25 protein-coding genes are annotated in these 16,070 nt (G+C 59.9%); 6 read left to right on the forward strand and 19 right to left on the reverse strand.

Features of this window, described 5'->3' with window-relative positions:
- The first annotated feature begins 153 nt into the window (after positions 1-153).
- The 3 genes from V8Z78_RS26040 to lipA are packed head-to-tail and all read left to right on the forward strand — an operon-like array spanning position 154 to position 2,196.
- Positions 154-471, forward strand: coding sequence for a YbeD family protein (locus V8Z78_RS26040; RefSeq protein ID WP_003065410.1), 318 nt, complete (start codon positions 154-156; stop codon positions 469-471).
- Positions 472-512: 41 nt separating this feature from the next.
- On the forward strand, positions 513-1,205 hold the full coding sequence (lipB, locus tag V8Z78_RS26045) for a lipoyl(octanoyl) transferase LipB (protein WP_279090092.1): 693 nt from the start codon (positions 513-515) through the stop codon (positions 1,203-1,205).
- 10 nt (positions 1,206-1,215) lie between these two features.
- Positions 1,216-2,196, forward strand: coding sequence for a lipoyl synthase (lipA, locus tag V8Z78_RS26050; RefSeq protein WP_003059385.1), 981 nt, complete (start codon positions 1,216-1,218; stop codon positions 2,194-2,196).
- Between the two features lie 487 nt (positions 2,197-2,683).
- Here lipA and V8Z78_RS26055 read toward each other — a convergent pair whose 3' ends face one another.
- The 5 genes from V8Z78_RS26055 to V8Z78_RS26075 form a co-directional block, all read right to left on the reverse strand.
- Positions 2,684-3,733 carry a YwqG family protein gene (locus tag V8Z78_RS26055; protein ID WP_046462151.1) on the reverse strand — a complete coding sequence of 350 codons (1,050 nt, stop codon included), beginning with the start codon at positions 3,731-3,733 and terminating at the stop codon, positions 2,684-2,686.
- 42 nt (positions 3,734-3,775) lie between these two features.
- Positions 3,776-5,551 carry a phosphoenolpyruvate--protein phosphotransferase gene (gene ptsP, locus V8Z78_RS26060; protein ID WP_280008028.1) on the reverse strand — a complete coding sequence of 592 codons (1,776 nt, stop codon included), beginning with the start codon at positions 5,549-5,551 and terminating at the stop codon, positions 3,776-3,778.
- Between the two features lie 205 nt (positions 5,552-5,756).
- Positions 5,757-6,026 (reverse strand): HPr family phosphocarrier protein, encoded by a 270-nt coding sequence (locus V8Z78_RS26065; protein ID WP_034359051.1) that lies wholly within the window; start codon positions 6,024-6,026, stop codon positions 5,757-5,759.
- Positions 5,995-6,450, reverse strand: a complete 456-nt coding sequence (locus V8Z78_RS26070; RefSeq protein ID WP_034359049.1) for a PTS sugar transporter subunit IIA — start codon at positions 6,448-6,450, stop codon at positions 5,995-5,997. The genes V8Z78_RS26065 and V8Z78_RS26070 overlap by 32 nt, the downstream gene beginning before the upstream one ends.
- Positions 6,451-6,547: 97 nt before the next feature.
- Positions 6,548-7,111: a hypothetical protein gene (locus tag V8Z78_RS26075; RefSeq protein WP_280008031.1), complete on the reverse strand. Its 564-nt coding sequence runs from the start codon at positions 7,109-7,111 to the stop codon at positions 6,548-6,550.
- A gap of 151 nt (positions 7,112-7,262) precedes the next feature.
- Between V8Z78_RS26075 and V8Z78_RS26080 the strand changes: the two genes are divergently transcribed.
- Positions 7,263-7,775 carry a TlpA disulfide reductase family protein gene (locus V8Z78_RS26080; RefSeq protein WP_003065416.1) on the forward strand — a complete coding sequence of 171 codons (513 nt, stop codon included), beginning with the start codon at positions 7,263-7,265 and terminating at the stop codon, positions 7,773-7,775.
- Between the two features lie 198 nt (positions 7,776-7,973).
- Here the strand turns inward: V8Z78_RS26080 and V8Z78_RS26085 are convergent, their stop codons facing one another.
- Entirely contained in the window at positions 7,974-8,420 is a 447-nt protein-coding gene (locus tag V8Z78_RS26085; protein ID WP_003065417.1) for a c-type cytochrome, read from the reverse strand.
- Between the two features lie 137 nt (positions 8,421-8,557).
- Here V8Z78_RS26085 and V8Z78_RS26090 point away from each other — a divergent pair, with 137 nt between their 5' ends.
- Positions 8,558-9,262 carry a cytochrome b/b6 domain-containing protein gene (locus V8Z78_RS26090; RefSeq protein WP_314353209.1) on the forward strand — a complete coding sequence of 235 codons (705 nt, stop codon included), beginning with the start codon at positions 8,558-8,560 and terminating at the stop codon, positions 9,260-9,262.
- Positions 9,263-9,345: 83 nt separating this feature from the next.
- Positions 9,346-9,834, forward strand: a complete 489-nt coding sequence (locus V8Z78_RS26095) for a GNAT family N-acetyltransferase (protein WP_003065419.1) — start codon at positions 9,346-9,348, stop codon at positions 9,832-9,834.
- A gap of 116 nt (positions 9,835-9,950) precedes the next feature.
- On the opposite strand, the gene V8Z78_RS26100 is transcribed toward V8Z78_RS26095, so the two are convergent.
- The 13 genes from V8Z78_RS26100 to V8Z78_RS26160 form a co-directional block, all read right to left on the reverse strand.
- Positions 9,951-10,457 carry a peroxiredoxin gene (locus tag V8Z78_RS26100; protein ID WP_003065420.1) on the reverse strand — a complete coding sequence of 169 codons (507 nt, stop codon included), beginning with the start codon at positions 10,455-10,457 and terminating at the stop codon, positions 9,951-9,953.
- A 116-nt stretch (positions 10,458-10,573) separates the two neighbouring features.
- Positions 10,574-10,843: a 30S ribosomal protein S17 gene (gene rpsQ / locus V8Z78_RS26105; RefSeq protein ID WP_003059401.1), complete on the reverse strand. Its 270-nt coding sequence runs from the start codon at positions 10,841-10,843 to the stop codon at positions 10,574-10,576.
- Between the two features lie 9 nt (positions 10,844-10,852).
- Positions 10,853-11,050: a 50S ribosomal protein L29 gene (gene rpmC / locus V8Z78_RS26110; protein WP_003059403.1), complete on the reverse strand. Its 198-nt coding sequence runs from the start codon at positions 11,048-11,050 to the stop codon at positions 10,853-10,855.
- 10 nt (positions 11,051-11,060) lie between these two features.
- Positions 11,061-11,477 (reverse strand): 50S ribosomal protein L16, encoded by a 417-nt coding sequence (rplP, locus tag V8Z78_RS26115; protein ID WP_003059405.1) that lies wholly within the window; start codon positions 11,475-11,477, stop codon positions 11,061-11,063.
- A gap of 2 nt (positions 11,478-11,479) precedes the next feature.
- On the reverse strand, positions 11,480-12,349 hold the full coding sequence (gene rpsC, locus V8Z78_RS26120) for a 30S ribosomal protein S3 (protein ID WP_003059406.1): 870 nt from the start codon (positions 12,347-12,349) through the stop codon (positions 11,480-11,482).
- A 16-nt stretch (positions 12,350-12,365) separates the two neighbouring features.
- Positions 12,366-12,698, reverse strand: a complete 333-nt coding sequence (rplV, locus tag V8Z78_RS26125) for a 50S ribosomal protein L22 (RefSeq protein ID WP_003059408.1) — start codon at positions 12,696-12,698, stop codon at positions 12,366-12,368.
- 10 nt (positions 12,699-12,708) lie between these two features.
- Positions 12,709-12,984: a 30S ribosomal protein S19 gene (rpsS, locus tag V8Z78_RS26130; protein ID WP_003059413.1), complete on the reverse strand. Its 276-nt coding sequence runs from the start codon at positions 12,982-12,984 to the stop codon at positions 12,709-12,711.
- Positions 12,985-12,994: 10 nt separating this feature from the next.
- Positions 12,995-13,819, reverse strand: a complete 825-nt coding sequence (gene rplB / locus V8Z78_RS26135) for a 50S ribosomal protein L2 (protein WP_003059414.1) — start codon at positions 13,817-13,819, stop codon at positions 12,995-12,997.
- A gap of 2 nt (positions 13,820-13,821) precedes the next feature.
- The gene (gene rplW / locus V8Z78_RS26140; protein ID WP_003059415.1) at positions 13,822-14,136 is read right to left on the reverse strand and encodes a 50S ribosomal protein L23; all 315 of its coding nucleotides are present in this window, start codon (positions 14,134-14,136) and stop codon (positions 13,822-13,824) included.
- Positions 14,133-14,756 carry a 50S ribosomal protein L4 gene (gene rplD, locus V8Z78_RS26145; RefSeq protein WP_087085366.1) on the reverse strand — a complete coding sequence of 208 codons (624 nt, stop codon included), beginning with the start codon at positions 14,754-14,756 and terminating at the stop codon, positions 14,133-14,135. Before rplD ends, rplW begins: the two co-directional genes overlap by 4 nt.
- The gene (gene rplC, locus V8Z78_RS26150) at positions 14,756-15,430 is read right to left on the reverse strand and encodes a 50S ribosomal protein L3 (protein WP_003059417.1); all 675 of its coding nucleotides are present in this window, start codon (positions 15,428-15,430) and stop codon (positions 14,756-14,758) included. Before rplC ends, rplD begins: the two co-directional genes overlap by 1 nt.
- A gap of 200 nt (positions 15,431-15,630) precedes the next feature.
- Complete coding sequence (gene rpsJ, locus V8Z78_RS26155) at positions 15,631-15,942, reverse strand: 30S ribosomal protein S10 (protein ID WP_003059431.1); 312 nt, start codon at positions 15,940-15,942, stop codon at positions 15,631-15,633.
- A gap of 25 nt (positions 15,943-15,967) precedes the next feature.
- Positions 15,968-16,070 (reverse strand): EF-Tu C-terminal domain-related protein (locus V8Z78_RS26160; protein WP_502878863.1); only part of this gene is annotated, 103 nt, incomplete at its 5' end.

Consider the following 16,070-nt stretch of genomic DNA (forward strand, 5'->3'; position numbering starts at 1 on the left):
CCGCCTGCCAGGGGCTTTGCCGGTTTGCCGGCCTCGCCGGGTCATGGATTAGGCCCACGCGCGCAGGGCTGCCCGGCGTGGCGCACAATCTTTCTTACTCATTGACCGGCTGTTTCACCAACGGCAATTTTTCATTCCAGCCAAGGACTCTTCATGAGCGACACGCCCAACCCATCTGCCGCCAACGAGAACGGCCAGCAAGAAGACCCGCGCAAGGATTCGCTGATCGAGTATCCGAGCCAGTTCCCCATCAAGGTGATGGGCGTCAAGAATGAGCATCTGGTGCATGAAATCACCAAGATCGCCGAAAAATTCGACCCCAGCTTTGACGCCAGCACGGTGGAGCTGCGCCCCAGCTCCGGCGGCAACTACCTGGGCGTGACCATCACCATCACGGCCACCAGCCGCGAACAGCTGGACGATACCTACCGCGCACTGACCTCTCACCCCCTGGTGAAGGTCGTGCTGTGAGCAACAGCCCGATTGCTTCCGCCTTGCTGCCCCCCGAAGCCATGGACCTGCGCTTTCTGGGGCGCACCGGCTATGAAGCAACGGTGGTCGCGATGCAGGAGTTCACGCGCACACGCAACTCGGCCACACGTGACGAAGTATGGGTATGCGAGCACTCACCCCACTTCACCCAGGGGCTGGCCGGAAAAACCGAAAATGTCCTGAACCCTGGCGATATTCCCGTGGTGGCCACCAATCGCGGCGGCCAGGTGACCTATCACGGCCCCGGTCAGGTGGTGGCCTATCCGCTGCTGGATCTGCAGCGCATGGGCTACTTCGTCAAAGAGTATGTGTACCGGCTGGAAGATGCGGTGATCCGCACGCTGGAGCATTTCGGCGTCACCGGCCACCGCGTGGCAGGCGCCCCCGGCATCTATGTGCGCCTGGACGATCCGCGCAGCCATGCCATGCTGGAGCAGCGTCCGCAACATCGCGAACCGGGCAGCCCGGCGCCCGAGCCGCATTTCGAGGGCCTGGGCAAGATTGCCGCCCTGGGCATCAAGGTCAGCCGCCACAGCACCTACCACGGAGTGGCCCTCAATGTCGATATGGATTTGGAACCTTATTTGCGAATCAACCCTTGCGGATACGCAGGGCTGAGAACAGTGGACCTTTCTACAATCGGCGTACAGACAACCTGGGACGAGGCCGCATCCGTGCTGGGCCGCCAGCTGAAGGCGCGTCTCTCACCCTGAAGGCAAGATCATGAGCACCAATGAAGTCGTGCGCGAAGCGCAGTCCGCCGAAAACTACAACCCGCTGGCCAAGCAGAAGGCTGCCGCCAAGCTGGCACGCATCCCCGTGAAGGTGGAGCAGGCCGAAGTCCTCAAAAAGCCGGAATGGATACGCGTCAAGGCCGGCAGCCCCAGCACGCGCTTCTACGAGATCAAGGACATTCTGCGCAAGAACAATCTGCACACGGTCTGCGAGGAAGCCAGTTGCCCGAATATCGGCGAGTGCTTTGGCAAGGGCACGGCCACCTTCATGATCATGGGCGACAAGTGCACGCGCCGCTGCCCCTTCTGCGACGTGGGCCATGGCCGCCCCGATCCGCTGGACGTGAACGAGCCGCTGAATCTGGCGCGCACCATTGCCGCTCTGCGCCTGAAGTACGTGGTGATCACCAGCGTGGACCGCGACGACCTGCGCGACGGCGGCTCGGGCCACTTTGTGGAATGCATCAAGAACATCCGCGAGCTCTCGCCCGAGACGCAGATCGAGATCCTGGTGCCCGACTTCCGCGGCCGTGACGACCGCGCGCTGGAAATCCTCAAGTCGGCTCCGCCCGATGTGATGAACCACAATCTGGAAACCGCGCCGCGCCTGTACAAGGAAGCACGCCCCGGCTCCGACTACCAGTTCAGCCTCAACCTGCTCAAGAAGTTCAAGGAACTGCACCCCGATGTGCCGACCAAGAGCGGCATCATGGTGGGCCTGGGCGAGACGGACGAGGAAATCCTGCAGGTGATGCGCGATATGCGCGCCCACAACATCGACATGCTGACCATCGGCCAGTATCTGGCGCCCACCAACAGCCACCTGCCCGTGCGCCGCTATGTGCACCCCGATACCTTCAAGATGTTCGAGCAGGAGGCCTACAAGATGGGCTTCACCCACGCCGCCGTGGGCGCCATGGTGCGCTCGAGCTACCACGCCGACCAGCAGGCCCATGCCGCCGGCGTCTGAGCACCGAAGACAGCACTCACAAAAGCAGCCCCTGTGGCTGCTTTTTTCATGCCCGGATGCAATGAGCAGTACTGCACGCTCCAGTATTTGCCAAAAATAAAGCTCCTGAATAAGGAGCTTGCTGCGCTTTTCTGGTAAAGCTTACATAGTCAATTCATAGCAGAATCGTTGCACATCATGCGCTAAAAGCTATGAATTTTGATAATCCACTGTTTACATCGAAAAAACGCCTGGCTAACCGGCAAACCGCTGGCTGGCAAAAACGACTGCAGGCTGAACAGGCCCGACGAGTCGCCCCACGATGAAACTGAGCCATGCAGCGCTGGATACCCCACCAGAGTCCTGTGCTGCAAGCTGGGATGGATAGTAACATCAAATGAGAATCAATATCAATTAATTTTCGTTTTCCACAAAAAGAAATCTCCAAACACCTGTTTTGCAGCCATTTCGCAACCGTTGACACCTGCAATCACGGCGCATGCTGGTCTCAGCAACACTGCAGCACCAACCGCACTCGGTCGAAGCGACGTGCGCGCAGGTCGTCGCGGCGCATCCACAGATAGACCTGGCCTTCATCGCCCCAGCCCATGCCGCCTTTTTCATCGCTGCCGATCTGCAGCAGCAAAAGCCACTGCGTTGCGGTATCGCGTACGGCCCGCGTGGCCTCGTCCGCGTAGGCCTCGCCATTACCGCAGTAATGCCCCGCAGCCACCAACGCGCATTCGGTCTGCATATCACCCTGGACAGGCGTGGGCCAGCCGCCGATGCGATGGCAGCCACTGTCCTCTCCACCGCTGCTGGCAGCGTTTTGTGCGTCATCGAACCACCATTCGACAAAGCGGTCACGCTGCTCTTCGTCAAGTGCCAGGCCCTGCGAATCCCACTGAGCACTCTCCAGGGGCAAGGCCGTGACGCAGGCATGCAGTTCGCAGGCCATAGGTGCGAGCTGGCAATGATCGGGCAGCTCTAGCAGCGCCGGCGGCTGCGGGCGCCGCTCAAGCTCGGCATCGCCCTCGGAGAAGATCAGCTTCAGCGCACAGGCGTCGGCAGGATCGAAACCCCAGGGCTGCTCCATCAGGTCGTAGAAGACGGACAGCAGCCCGGACTCGGGGAAATCCGCATCCAGAGTCCCGGCGGAGCGGGCTTCGGCGAAGTTGATCTGCGCCACAAAGCTCAGCGGAAAAGTGCTTTCAAGCCTTGCGACGTGCTGCAAGGCCTCTTTGCGAAACAGCAGTACTTGCTCGGGTCTGGCCCATCGCCAGCGGCTGTCGGGAGCAAGGCTGTCTTCGCGATGGGGCTTCACCCGCTGCTCATGGTCCGGATAGCGCCCTCGCTCGGGCCAGGCCACACCGGCTGGCAGGTCGGGACAGCCGCCAAACTTGGTGCTGCCGGACGCAATCTCCGCTTCATCCTTCACCGCAGTGGTCTGCAGCCACACGGCCGGCCTGGCTTGTGCAGCCAGTTGCTGCGCAAGCGCTGCATCTTCCAGCACCGGCTCGAGCTCACGGGCGATTTCCTTCGAATGTGCGTAATTCATCCATCCCTTTTCTGCCTGCCTCGAGGCCGCTCCCTGGGTTCTTCAGGGCGCCAGCATCTGCGCAGGGCATTCGCTGCACAGTACCTCGCAGGCCCAGGGAGCCAGCTTGCTGGAGTCCGCACGCAGCACCTCCTGCTTGACGGCCAGAATCTGCGCGGGGTGCATGGAAAAGCTGCGCAGCCCCAGGCCCAAAAGCAGCCGGGTCATGCTCAGATCACCGGCCATTTCGCCGCAAACGCTGACTTCCTTGCCTGCAGCATTGGCCGCTGCGATGACCTCCGCCACCAAGCGCAGCACGGCCGGATGCATGGGGTCGTAGAGATGGGCCACGGTTTCGTCGGCACGGTCGATGGCCAGCGTGTACTGGATCAGGTCGTTAGTGCCTATGGACAGAAAGTCGAAATATTGGAGAAAGCTGCGTACCGTCAGGGCGGCCGCCGGGATCTCGATCATGGCGCCCAGCTTGACCGGGCCGTAGGCCACGCCGCGCACATCGAGCTCATGCTGCGCCTGGCGCAGCTGTGCCAGGGTCTGCTCGATCTCGCTGCGATGGGCCAGCATGGGAAACAGCAGCTTGATCTGCCCATGCGCTGCCGCGCGCAGAATGGCGCGCAGCTGGGTGCGGAACATCACGGGGTCGGCCAGACTCCAGCGTATGGCGCGCAGGCCCAGCGCGGGGTTGAGGTAGTAGTCCTTGGGCTGAGCCTTGTCCAGCGGCTTGTCGGCCCCCACGTCCAGCGTGCGGATGGTGACCGGCATGCCTTGCATGCCGTCGATGGCCTCGCGATAGGCACGATACTGCTCTTCCTCGCCGGGCAGATTGCCGCTGCGCCCCATGAACAGAAACTCGGTACGGAACAGCCCCACCCCGACTGCGCCAGCACGCACGGCAGCAGCCCCGTCGCTGGGCTGCTCGATATTGGCCAGCAACTCCACCTTCTGCCCATCCATGGTGAGGGACGGCGTGTAGCGCAGACGGGTCAGGCGCTCGCGCTCCAGTTCGGTCTGGCGCTGGCGAAAGCTGTACTCCGCCAGGATGATGGGCGTGGGGTCCACGATGACCACGCCCTCGTTGCCGTCGATGATGACCCAGTCGTCCTGGCGAATCAGCTGGCTTGCGGCCCGCGCGCCAACCACGGCCGGAATGTCCATGCTGCGCGCGACGATGGCCGTGTGGCTGGTCTTGCCGCCCACGGCTGTGATGAAGCCCGCAAAGACCTTGCTCTTGAACTGCAGCATGTCCGCTGGCGACAGATCCTGCGCCACCAGCACCAGCGGGGTTTCCGTGGTGACGTCGAGAGGCAGCTGCTGTCCATCGGTTGCAGGCACGGCGCCCGTCGGAGCCAAAGGTGGAGCAACCTGCGCAAGCGGACTGGCCGCGCCCTTCATGTGGCGCAGAATGCGCTCCACGACCTGCTCCAGATCGGCCTTGCGCTCGCGCAAGTACTCATCGTCCATCTCGTCGAACTGGCGCGAGACGATTTCCAGCTGAGTGGTCAGCGCCCATTCGGCGTTGTAAAGACGCTCGGAGATCCAGTTTCGAATGGCCTCGGCCAGTGCCTGGTCCTGCAGCAGCATCAGATGCACATCGAGCAGCGCATCCAGCTCGCCAGGCGCATCCTTGGGCATTTCTTCCTGAAGCCGGCGCAGCTCGTCAATCACCGCATTGCGTGCCGTGCGGGCACGCTGGATCTCCGACTCCACCTGATCGGGCCGGATGAAGTAGTGCACCACCTCCATGCGACTGGAGGCCACAACGACCGCGCGCCCGATGGCAATCCCTCGGGAGACGGCCAGGCCGTGGATGGCAAATGTCATAGCGAATGCCCTTTCGCGAATTTCGCGATTGCTTTTTGCTTGCTTCTTGCTCTTGTTTTTGCAGCAGTCAGCGCAAACTATCGCTGCACTACAGCATCAAAGCCGCTCTACTTCATTGACAGCAAGACCCTGCCTGCTATCAAAAGAGCCAATCGTCAAGCTGCCACCTGCGCGCGGTCAAGCCGCGGCACAGGTGAAGCAGCCTTTACTGGCCTTCGCCAAACTTGTCGTTGATCAGGGCCACCAACGCATCCGTAGCTTCCTGCTCCTGTGCGCCATCGGTTTCCAGCTCCAGCTCGGAGCCTATGCCTGCCGCCAGCATCATCACGCCCATGATGCTCTTGGCATTGACGCGGCGCTCGCCCTTGGTCAGCCAGACCTCGCAGGGGAAGCTGCCGGCCAGCTTGGTGAGCTTGGCCGATGCGCGGGCATGCAGGCCCAATTTATTGCTGATGGTGATATTGGTCTTGATCATTGGAAGGTCGTGCGCTTTGATTTTGTCGGGAACTGCCGGCTACCTGCATCACTCCTTGGCTGCCGCCCACCATGGCCCGCGAAACCAGGGCATCCAGCGGCTCATGCCGATAGCCTATGGAGCGCAAAAGCATGGGCAGGTTCACGCCCGCCACCAGCCTGGCCTGCAACAGGCCCGTGAGACGCTGGGCCACGTTACAGGGTGTGGCACCGAACAGATCGGTCAGCACCAGTGTCGGGGCATCCAGCCCGCCATGCGCCACCAGCATGGCCAGGGCACGCTCCAGCGTGGCCTCGGGCGCCTCTTCGGAAGGCACGTCCAGGGCCAGCAAGTCGTCAGCGCTATCGGCAAACACATGCAGCGCGCATTCGCGCAATGCAGCGGCCAGAGGAGCGTGAGTGAGCAAAAGAATGCGCGTGGTCATGTAGTCACAGTTCTTGATAGCAAATTATGGCTTGTCGCCGCCGTCAACAAGGGCAATGAGGTGGATGAAGCGCAAGGGTCATGATCTGGATGCGGGCTTATTGCAACTGCAGGCCCGAGAAAAACAGCTCGGCCTCTGCAGGCATGGCCTTGTCAGCGTAAATCACCGCGTGATAGACCCTGGCGCCGCCGCCTTCCAGGCGAGCGAACCACAGTCCATGTCCCACCACCTTCTGTCCGCTCGGGCCCTGGCCTTCGAACGTGATGCGCAAGGACTGCGGCAAATTCAGCGCCCCCTTGGGCACCCATGGACCGTCTCCCTTGACATTGAGCTTTGTCGCGACGCCGTCTGCCGACTTCAGCTGCTTGAGCACCGCCTGCTGCCAGAACGTCAGAGCCTCGGCCGCGCGGACGGGCTCGGCCACGGCAAAATGCGATACCGCATAGGTCGCGCCCCGGGCCTCGCAGCCCACCACCGACAGCGGCACCTGGCCCAGGCCCAGATCGACAGGGCGGCTGGCCGTCTGCGCATCGCAGGGCAAGAGTGCTTGCAGCGGCGCATCCTTGAGCTGGGTGGTACGCCAGTTCAGTGCCGGGCTGCAGGCGGCCAGCAGCGCACCGCTGACCAGTAGCGTCGCAGCCCAGAGTCCGGTTTTCTTCATGGCCCATTATCGGCAGCGGCACGGGCCCGACTTGTCACGCAAGCCTAGGGTTGACCCGTGGGTCAAGCAGTAAGAACTGAACTTTCGGCATGTTTGACACACCAAACCACAGATCAGCAAGGTGCTGAAGATTTGTGCACAATCAATCTCTATGGCAAGCAAACATTGGATCGCAGGCATTGTGGCGGCCGCCGTCATCGGCGTCGGGGCCTGGGTGTATTCGGGCGCAGGGCAAGCCGCGGCGCCGCAATCCACCTTTGTGCTGCTGGACGGCAGCCAGAAAACCACCGCCGACCTCAAGGGCAAAGTGACGCTGGTGAACTTCTGGGCCACCAGCTGCACCACCTGCGTGGCAGAGATGCCCGAGATCATCAGCACCTACCAGAAGTACCAGGGCAAGGGCTTTGACACCCTGGCCGTGGCCATGAGCTACGACCCGCCCAGCTATGTCGTGAACTTCGTCGAATCGCGCAAGCTGCCCTTCCAGGTCGCGCTGGACAACACCGGCAACGTGGCCAAGGCATGGGGCGATGTGCAACTCACCCCCACCACCTTCATCGTCAACAAGCGCGGCGAGATCGTGAAGCGCTATATCGGCGCACCCGACTTTGAGCAACTGCACAAGCTGATCGAGAAGCTGCTGGCAGAACCCGCTGCAGCTTGATTAAAAACCATAGCTCACAGCGCTTGACAGCAAGTCACTTCAACATCAAAAGTGCCTAAAACATAGAAATAGCAAGCGACAGCAGCTCACAAAAAAACCGACCATTGGTCGGTTTTTTCATGCCTGGAGCATCGAGCAAGGGCCGCTCCGCAGCAAAGATGCTGTCCCCTGGGGGAAGCCGCGCAGCGGCTCAGGGGGCTACTTATTCCGGAAGCTGTCGTGGCAGCTCTTGCAACTATTGGCGGCCGGGCCGAAAGCCGTCTTGAGATTGTCCAGATTGCCGGTCTTGGCGGCAGCGTTGAGCTTGACGACTTCTGCTTCCATCTTGCCCGACAGATCATGGAACTTGGCCTGCTCCTTCCACACCTCAGGTTTGGCCTTGCCGCCTTCGGTGCCGGCGCCGAAGCCGGCCCAGGGCAGCTTGGACATGAAGGCCACAATTTCCGCACTTTCCTGCGCGCTCTTGGCATCAAAGGGCATCTTGCCATTGGCCATGGCGCCCAGGCGACCGAAATGCGTGCCCAGCACGCTCAAGGCGCTCTGGCGGTATTTGATGGCATCTTCAGCCTTGGCGAACTGTGCCGAGGCAGGCAGGGCCACGGTGGCAACCACAGCAGCGAATGCCAGAGTGGAAAAAGCTTTCATCGGGGTATCCTTTCTTGGTTCTGCAGCCTGCCGCAGGCGGCTGCCTGACCAGTATGGCAGAGTCACCCAAAGGCCGCGATTTGGGCTTGCAGCCTTGCCAGGGCACAATGTCCGGGTCCATCAGCCATGAAAAAGCCATGACAGAGTCCGCCACACAAGCCTCCACGGAAATCCACAGAATTCGGATCTGGGACCTGCCCACCCGCCTGTTTCACTGGCTGCTGGCAATCTGCATCGTGGCCCTGGTGGTCACTGCCAAGATGGGCGGCAATGCCATGAACTGGCATCTGCTGCTGGGACAGGTGGTGCTGGCCTTGCTGATCTTTCGCATTCTCTGGGGTTTGGTGGGCGGGTACTGGTCGCGCTTTGGCAGCTTCATCCCTTCTGCGGCAGCCATGAGCCGCTATATGCGCGGCACTTCGACCACACAGGATCGCGCAGGCCACAACCCGCTAGGCTCGCTGTCGGTCATCGCGATGCTAATCGTGCTGATGGCGCAAATCGCAAGCGGGCTGATGAGCGATGATGAAATTGCCTTCAGCGGACCGTTGACGCGTTTTGTATCCGGCGAACTGATCTCTAAGGCCACCAACTACCACGCCCACTGGGGCCAGTACCTGATTTACGCACTGGTCGCACTGCATCTGCTGGCCCTCATCGGCTACAGCCTCAAGGGCGACAAACTGGTCCCGGCCATGGTCACGGGCGACAAATTGCTGAAGGAGCCCGTTGCTGCGAGCCGCGACACCGCCAGCACCCGGGTTCTGGCTGCGCTGCTGGCCGTGGTGGCAAGCTCTCTTTCCTGGTGGATCCATCAACTGGGGCAGAGTGCTGCTTTCTGAGTTCTGACGCTGCAGGCAGCTGCTTTAACCATGTAAAGCACTTGCCGCTACACTGGGCCTTCTTTCATCATTGCCTAGTTGCCGTGGACAAGCCTGCCGTGGACTTGCTGACGCCCAGCCTGGAGGAAATAGGTGCTGTGCGCCAGATCTTTCAGGAGTATGCGGACAGCCTGAACATCGACCTGGAATTTCAAGGATTCGAATCCGAACTCGCCGCCCTCCCTGGCGAATATGCTGCGCCCCGTGGACAGATTCTGCTGGCTCGCGTGGATGGCAGCATTGCGGGCTGCTGCGCACTGCGTCCTCTTGACGACTCGGACTACCCCAATGCCGCTGAGATGAAGCGCCTGTTCGTGCGCAAGGCTTTTCGTGGCTTTGGCCTGGGGCGTCAACTGGCCGAAGCCATGCTCGATATTGCCCGCCAGGCTGGCTATGACCATGTGCTGCTCGACACACTGGACGACATGGAGTCTGCCCGCGCGCTGTATGTGGACCTGGGCTTCGAGCCCATCGAACCCTACTATCACAATCCGCTTCCAGGCGCACACTACCTCAAGGCCGATCTTTTCTGAGCCCGAATGCAAAAAGGCATTGCCAGTTTGGCAATGCCTTTTTTCTGTGACGCCGCGCAAAGCCGCCTTGCGGCGAGAGCGTCACTCCCGCGCGCAGCCACTCAGGGCTTCAGCCATCAAGCCTTGGCTTGAGCCAGCATGGTGCCGGCATCGCTGACTTCAAACTTGCCAGGAGCTTCCACGTTCAGGGTCGCAACCTTGCCGTCCTTGACCAGCATGGAGAAGCGGTTGGCGCGCAGGCCCAGGCCCTTGCCGTTCAGGTCCAGCGTCAGGCCGGTCGCCTTGGCGAATGCCGCATCGCCGTCGGCAATCATGCGCACCTTGCCTGCCACCTTCTGATCGCGGCCCCAGGCGCCCATCACGAAAGCATCGTTCACGGCCAGGCACCAGATTTCGTCCACGCCCGCAGCCTTGAGTTCTTCGGCCTTGGCCACATAGCCTGGCAGATGCTTTTCGGAGCAGGTGGGCGTGAATGCGCCGGGCACGGCAAACACGGCAATAGTCTTGCCGGCCAGAGCCTCGGGCAGCTTCACGGGGTTGGGACCAAGGCTGCAGCCATTGCCTTCCACTTCCACATATTCCATCAAGGTCACTGCGGGCAGGGCATCACCAACTTTAATCATGACTATCTCCTTTGTTGCAAAGCACGGACCGCATTCTTGGCGGCCCAAATAAAAAAACGACCCACAGCATTGTGGGTCGTTTTCAAGGGCTTTGCAGCCGGCGGGCCTGGTTAGGCTTACACCAGAGCAGCCTTTTGAACCAAGCGGGTAGCAACCCAGTTCTTGGTCTTGGAGAGAGGACGGCTCTCGGTGATTTCAACCACGTCACCCAGCTTGTACTCACCTTGCTCGTCGTGAGCGTGGTACTTGCTCGACTTGATCATGATCTTGTCGTAGATGGGGTGCTTGACGCGGCGTTCCACCAGAACGGTCACAGTCTTGGCACGCTTGTCGCTGACCACCTTGCCAATCAAGGTGCGCTTGAGGGATGTTTTAGCTTCCGTCATGTCGGCTCCTTACTTGGCGGCTTGCTTTTCAGCAAGGATGGTCTTGGCACGAGCGATGTCACGGCGTGTAGCCTTGATGGTCGCAGTGTTGCCCAGTTGTTGCGTGGCCTTTTGCATGCGCAGACCGAAGTGAGCCTTTTGCAGGGACTTCACTTCAGCTTCCAGACCAGCCACGTCTTTTTGGCGGAGTTCAGCAGATTTCGTCATGTTGATCTCCTTAAGCACCAATGTGACGGGACACGAAGGTCGTGCGCAGAGGCAGCTTTGCAGCAGCCAGGCGGAACGCTTCACGGGCCAGCTCTTCAGGCACACCCACGATTTCGTAGATCACCTTGCCGGGCTGGATTTCGGCCACGTAGTACTCGGGGTTGCCCTTACCGTTACCCATACGCACTTCGGCGGGCTTGGTAGAGATGGGCTTGTCCGGGAACACGCGGATCCAGATACGACCACCACGCTTGACGTGACGGGAAATTGCACGACGTGCAGCTTCGATCTGGCGTGCGGTCAGACGACCACGGTCAGTAGACTTCAAACCGAAATCGCCGAAGGCAACGGAGTTGCCACGGGTAGCGATGCCGGTGTTGCGGCCTTTTTGTTCCTTACGGAACTTGCGGCGTGCAGGTTGCAGCATGTTTATTCTCCTTTACCGTCCGCTGCTGTAGCGGGCGCGTCGGCCTTACGAACGCGCTTAACGGAATCAGCACCAGCGCCAGCAGGCTTGTCGCTGCCATCGGCAGGAGCGGCATTGGTGCCTGCGGGACGACGGCCACCACGGCCAGCGCCATCACGGCCATCACGGCGACCGTCACGACGGGGACCACGAGGACGACGCTCGTCTTCAGGACGGGGCGTTTCCACGGCGGGCAGATCGTTGCGGCCCAGGGTGTCACCCTTGTAGACCCAGACCTTCACGCCGATGATGCCGTAAGTCGTCTTGGCTTCGGAGAAGCCGTAGTCGATGTCGGCACGCAGAGTGTGCAGAGGCACGCGGCCTTCGCGGTACCACTCGGTACGAGCGATTTCGATACCGTTCAGACGACCGGAAGACATGATCTTGATGCCTTGAGCACCCAGACGCATGGCGTTCTGCATGGCACGCTTCATGGCGCGGCGGAACATGATGCGCTTTTCCAGCTGTTGGCAGATGGAGTCAGCGATCAGCTTGGCATCGATTTCAGGCTTGCGCACTTCTTCGATGTTCACAGCCACGGGCACGCCCAGGCGAGCAGCGAGTTCCTTCTTCAGGGCTTCGATGTCTTCACCCTTCTTGCCGATCACCACGCCCGGACGAGCCGAGAAAATGGTGATACGGGCGTTCTTGGCAGGACGCTCGATCAGAACGCGAGCCACGGCGGCGTTCTTCAGCTTGGCCTTCAGGTACTCGCGCACCTTGATGTCTTCGGCCAGCATGCCGGCGAAGTCACGGTTGCTAGCGTACCAGCGGCTTGCCCAGTTGCGGCTCACCGCCAGACGGAAGCCGGTAGGATGGATTTTCTGTCCCATATTCTTCCTTAAGGCCTCAGTTACCCACTGTCACGTAGATGTGGCAGGTAGGCTTGCTGATGCGGTTGCCGCGGCCCTTGGCGCGAGCAGTGAAACGCTTGAGCGTAGTGCCTTGCTCGACGTAGATGGTCTTGACCTTCAGTTCGTCGATATCGGCGCCGTCGTTGTGCTCAGCGTTGGCGATAGCGGATTCCAGAACCTTCTTCACGATCACGGCAGCTTTTTTCTGCGTGAACTGGAGAATGTTCAGAGCTTGATCCACCTTCTTGCCGCGGATCAGATCCGCGACCAGGCGACCCTTGTCAACAGACAGGCGGACGCCACGGAGAACAGCACGTGTTTCAGACATGTTCTATTCCTTACTTCTTGGCTTTCTTGTCCGCAGGGTGACCCTTGAAGGTACGAGTCAGCGCGAATTCACCCAGCTTGTGGCCAACCATCTGGTCAGTCACATAAACCGGCACGTGTTGCTTGCCGTTGTGCACGGCGATGGTCAGACCGATGAACTCGGGCAGGACCATGGAGCGACGCGACCAGGTCTTCACTGGCTTCTTGTCCTTGGTGGCGATGGCCTTTTCGACCTTGGCCAGCAAGTGATGGTCAACAAACGGACCCTTTTTAAGAGAACGAGTCATTTGCTACCCCTTACTTCTTACGGCGCGACACGATCATGGTCTGTGTGCGCTTGTTGTTACGGGTGCGGTAGCCCTTCGTCAGATTGCCCCATGGGTCAACTGGGTGACGGCCTTCACCGGTCTTACCTTCACCACCACCGTGCGGGTGGTCGACAGGGTTCATGACCGTACCGCGGACGGTAGGACGAATACCCATCCAACGCTTCACACCGGCCTTGCCCAGACGGCGCAGGCTGTGTTCTTCGTTGGCAACTTCACCGATGGTGGCGCGGCACTCGATGTGCACCTTGCGGACTTCGCCCGAACGCATACGCACTTGAGCGTAGATGCCTTCGCGAGCCAGCAGAGTGGCGGAGGTACCAGCCGAGCGAGCGATCTGAGCACCGGCACCGATCTTCAGTTCGATGCAGTGGATGGTCGAGCCCACGGGGATGTTGCGGATAGGCAGGGTGTTGCCCACGCGAATAGGAGCTTCGGAGCCGCTGATGATGGTAGCGCCGACTTCCAGGTTGCGAGGAGCAATGACGTAGCGACGCTCGCCGTCTGCGTAGCACACCAGAGCGATGTGGGCAGTACGGTTGGGATCGTATTCAATGCGCTCAACCTTGGCGGGGATACCGTCCTTGTTGCGCTTGAAGTCCACCACACGGTAGTGGTGCTTGTGACCACCGCCCTTGTGGCGAGTTGTGATGTGACCGTTGTTATTACGACCGGCCTTCTGGAATTGAGCTTCCAGCAGGGGGGCAAAGCCCTCGCCCTTGTGCAGGTGGTCGCGAGTAACCTTCACCGCGCCGCGTTGGCCGGGGGTCGTAGGTTTGAGCTTGATAACAGCCATGATTACGCAGCCTCCCCGGACAGGTTCAGCTCTTGACCGGGCTTGAGCATCACGTAAGCCTTGCGCACATTGTCGCGACGGCCAACGGTCTTGCCAAAGCGCTTGGTCTTGCCCTTGGTGTTCACCACAGACACGCCAGCCACTTCAACCTTGAACATCAATTCCACAGCGGCCTTGATTTCGGGCTTGGTAGCGTTCTGCAGCACCTTGAATGTCACAGCATTGGACTTTTCAGCAACCAGAGTGGCCTTTTCGGACACGATGGGAGCGACCAGCACTTGCATCAGACGACCTTCGTCAAACTTGGTAGTGCTCATGCGAACATCTCCTTGAGTTTGTCGATCGCACCCTTGGTGACGAGCACTTTCTTGTAGTGCACCAGCGACACGGGGTCTGCATAGCGCGGCTCAACCACGAACACGTTCTTCAGATTGCGGGATGCCAGGTACAGGTTCTCGTCGATTTCTTCAGCGATCACCATCACCGACGAAGACAGGTTCATAGCCTTGAACTTGTCTGCCAGCACCTTGGTCTTGGGGGTATCCAGCGTCAGGGATTCCACAACTGCCAGACGGCCTTCGCGGGCCAGCTGAGACAGGATGGCAGCCATACCGGCGCGGTACATCTTCTTGTTGATCTTCTGCGAGAAGTTTTCTTCGGGCAGATTGGGGAAGATGCGACCGCCGCCACGCCACAGAGGCGAGGAGGACATACCAGCACGTGCACGGCCTGTACCCTTTTGCTTGAAAGGCTTGGCAGTGGTGTGACGCACTTGTTCACGGTCCTTCTGGGCGCGAGTGCCTTGACGTGCGTTGGCACGGTAGGCAGTCACCAGCTGGTGGACCAGATCTTCGTTGAATTCACGACCGAACACAGTCTCGGGAGCTTCCACCTTGGAAGCGGCCTGGCCTTGTTCATTCAGGAGTTCGAGCTGCATTAGTTCGCTCCTTTGGAAGCTTTAGCCTTGATCGCGGGGCGCACGGAAACGAAGCCGCCCTTGGCACCAGGAATGGCACCCTTGATCAACAGCAGTTGGCGTGCTTCGTCGATACGAACCACGTCGAGGTTTTGAGTAGTGACGGTTTCGTCGCCCATGTGGCCAGTCATACGCTTACCGGGGAACACGCGACCGGGGTCTTGTGCCATACCGATAGAACCGGGAACATTGTGCGAACGGCTGTTACCGTGCGAAGCGCGCTGCGAACTGAAGTTGTGGCGCTTGATCGTGCCGGCGTAACCCTTACCGATGGAAGTGCCTTGCACGTCCACCTTCTGGCCAACGCTGAACAGTTCGGCCACAGGCAGAACGGCACCAGCGGCATACTTGCCAGCGGTTTCATCGGTCACGCGGAATTCACGGGTCACTTCACCGGCTTCGACACCCGCCTTGGCGAGGTGGCCGGCTTGAGGCTTGGTCACGCGAGAAGCCTTGCGTGCACCGAAAGTGACCTGCAGGGCCACATAGCCATCGTTCTCTTGGGTTTTGACCTGAGTCACGCGGTTGTTAGAAACATCCACCACTGTGACAGGCACTGCGTCCCCATCATCAGTGAACAGACGCATCATGCCCACCTTGCGACCCAGCAACCCCAGGGAGTTGCTCAGACTCATTTGTTTGCTCCAAAACTTTTGCCGCTGAAACTGCAATTGGCCCAGCGTTGTGCTTTAGCAATCATGCCTAGCACACAAAAGAAGGTTAATAAAACTTCGCATCAAAGGCGAAGCTCCAAATTTTAACGCGAACTGCTTTTTCAAGCAAGTTCGCGTTAAACAAAGACCCTTAAAAGCCTCTTGCGAGGCCTCCAAAACTCTTATTGCAGTTTGATCTCGACGTCCACACCTGCGGGCAGGTCCAGCTTCATCAGAGCGTCAACAGTCTTGTCAGTCGGGTCCACGATGTCCATCAGACGCTGGTGCGTACGGATTTCGAACTGGTCACGGCTGGTCTTGTTGACGTGAGGCGAACGCAGGATGTCGAAGCGCTTCATGCGTGTCGGCAGGGGCACGGGACCCTTGACGATAGCGCCGGTACGCTTGGCGGTATCAACGATTTCGGCTGCAGACTGGTCGATCAGCTTGTAATCGAAAGCCTTCAGACGGATGCGGATTTTTTGCTTAGACATTGTTAATTCCTAGCTTTTCTAAGAATTAGGCAATGATCGTGGCAACCACACCGGCGCCCACAGTACGACCACCTTCGCGGATAGCGAAGCGCAGACCTTCTTCCATGGCGATGGGGGAGATCAGCTTC

The sequence above is a fragment of the Comamonas sp. wu1-DMT genome, from assembly GCF_040187805.1.
In the GTDB taxonomy this organism is placed as follows: Bacteria; Pseudomonadota; Gammaproteobacteria; order Burkholderiales; family Burkholderiaceae_C; genus Comamonas; species Comamonas thiooxydans.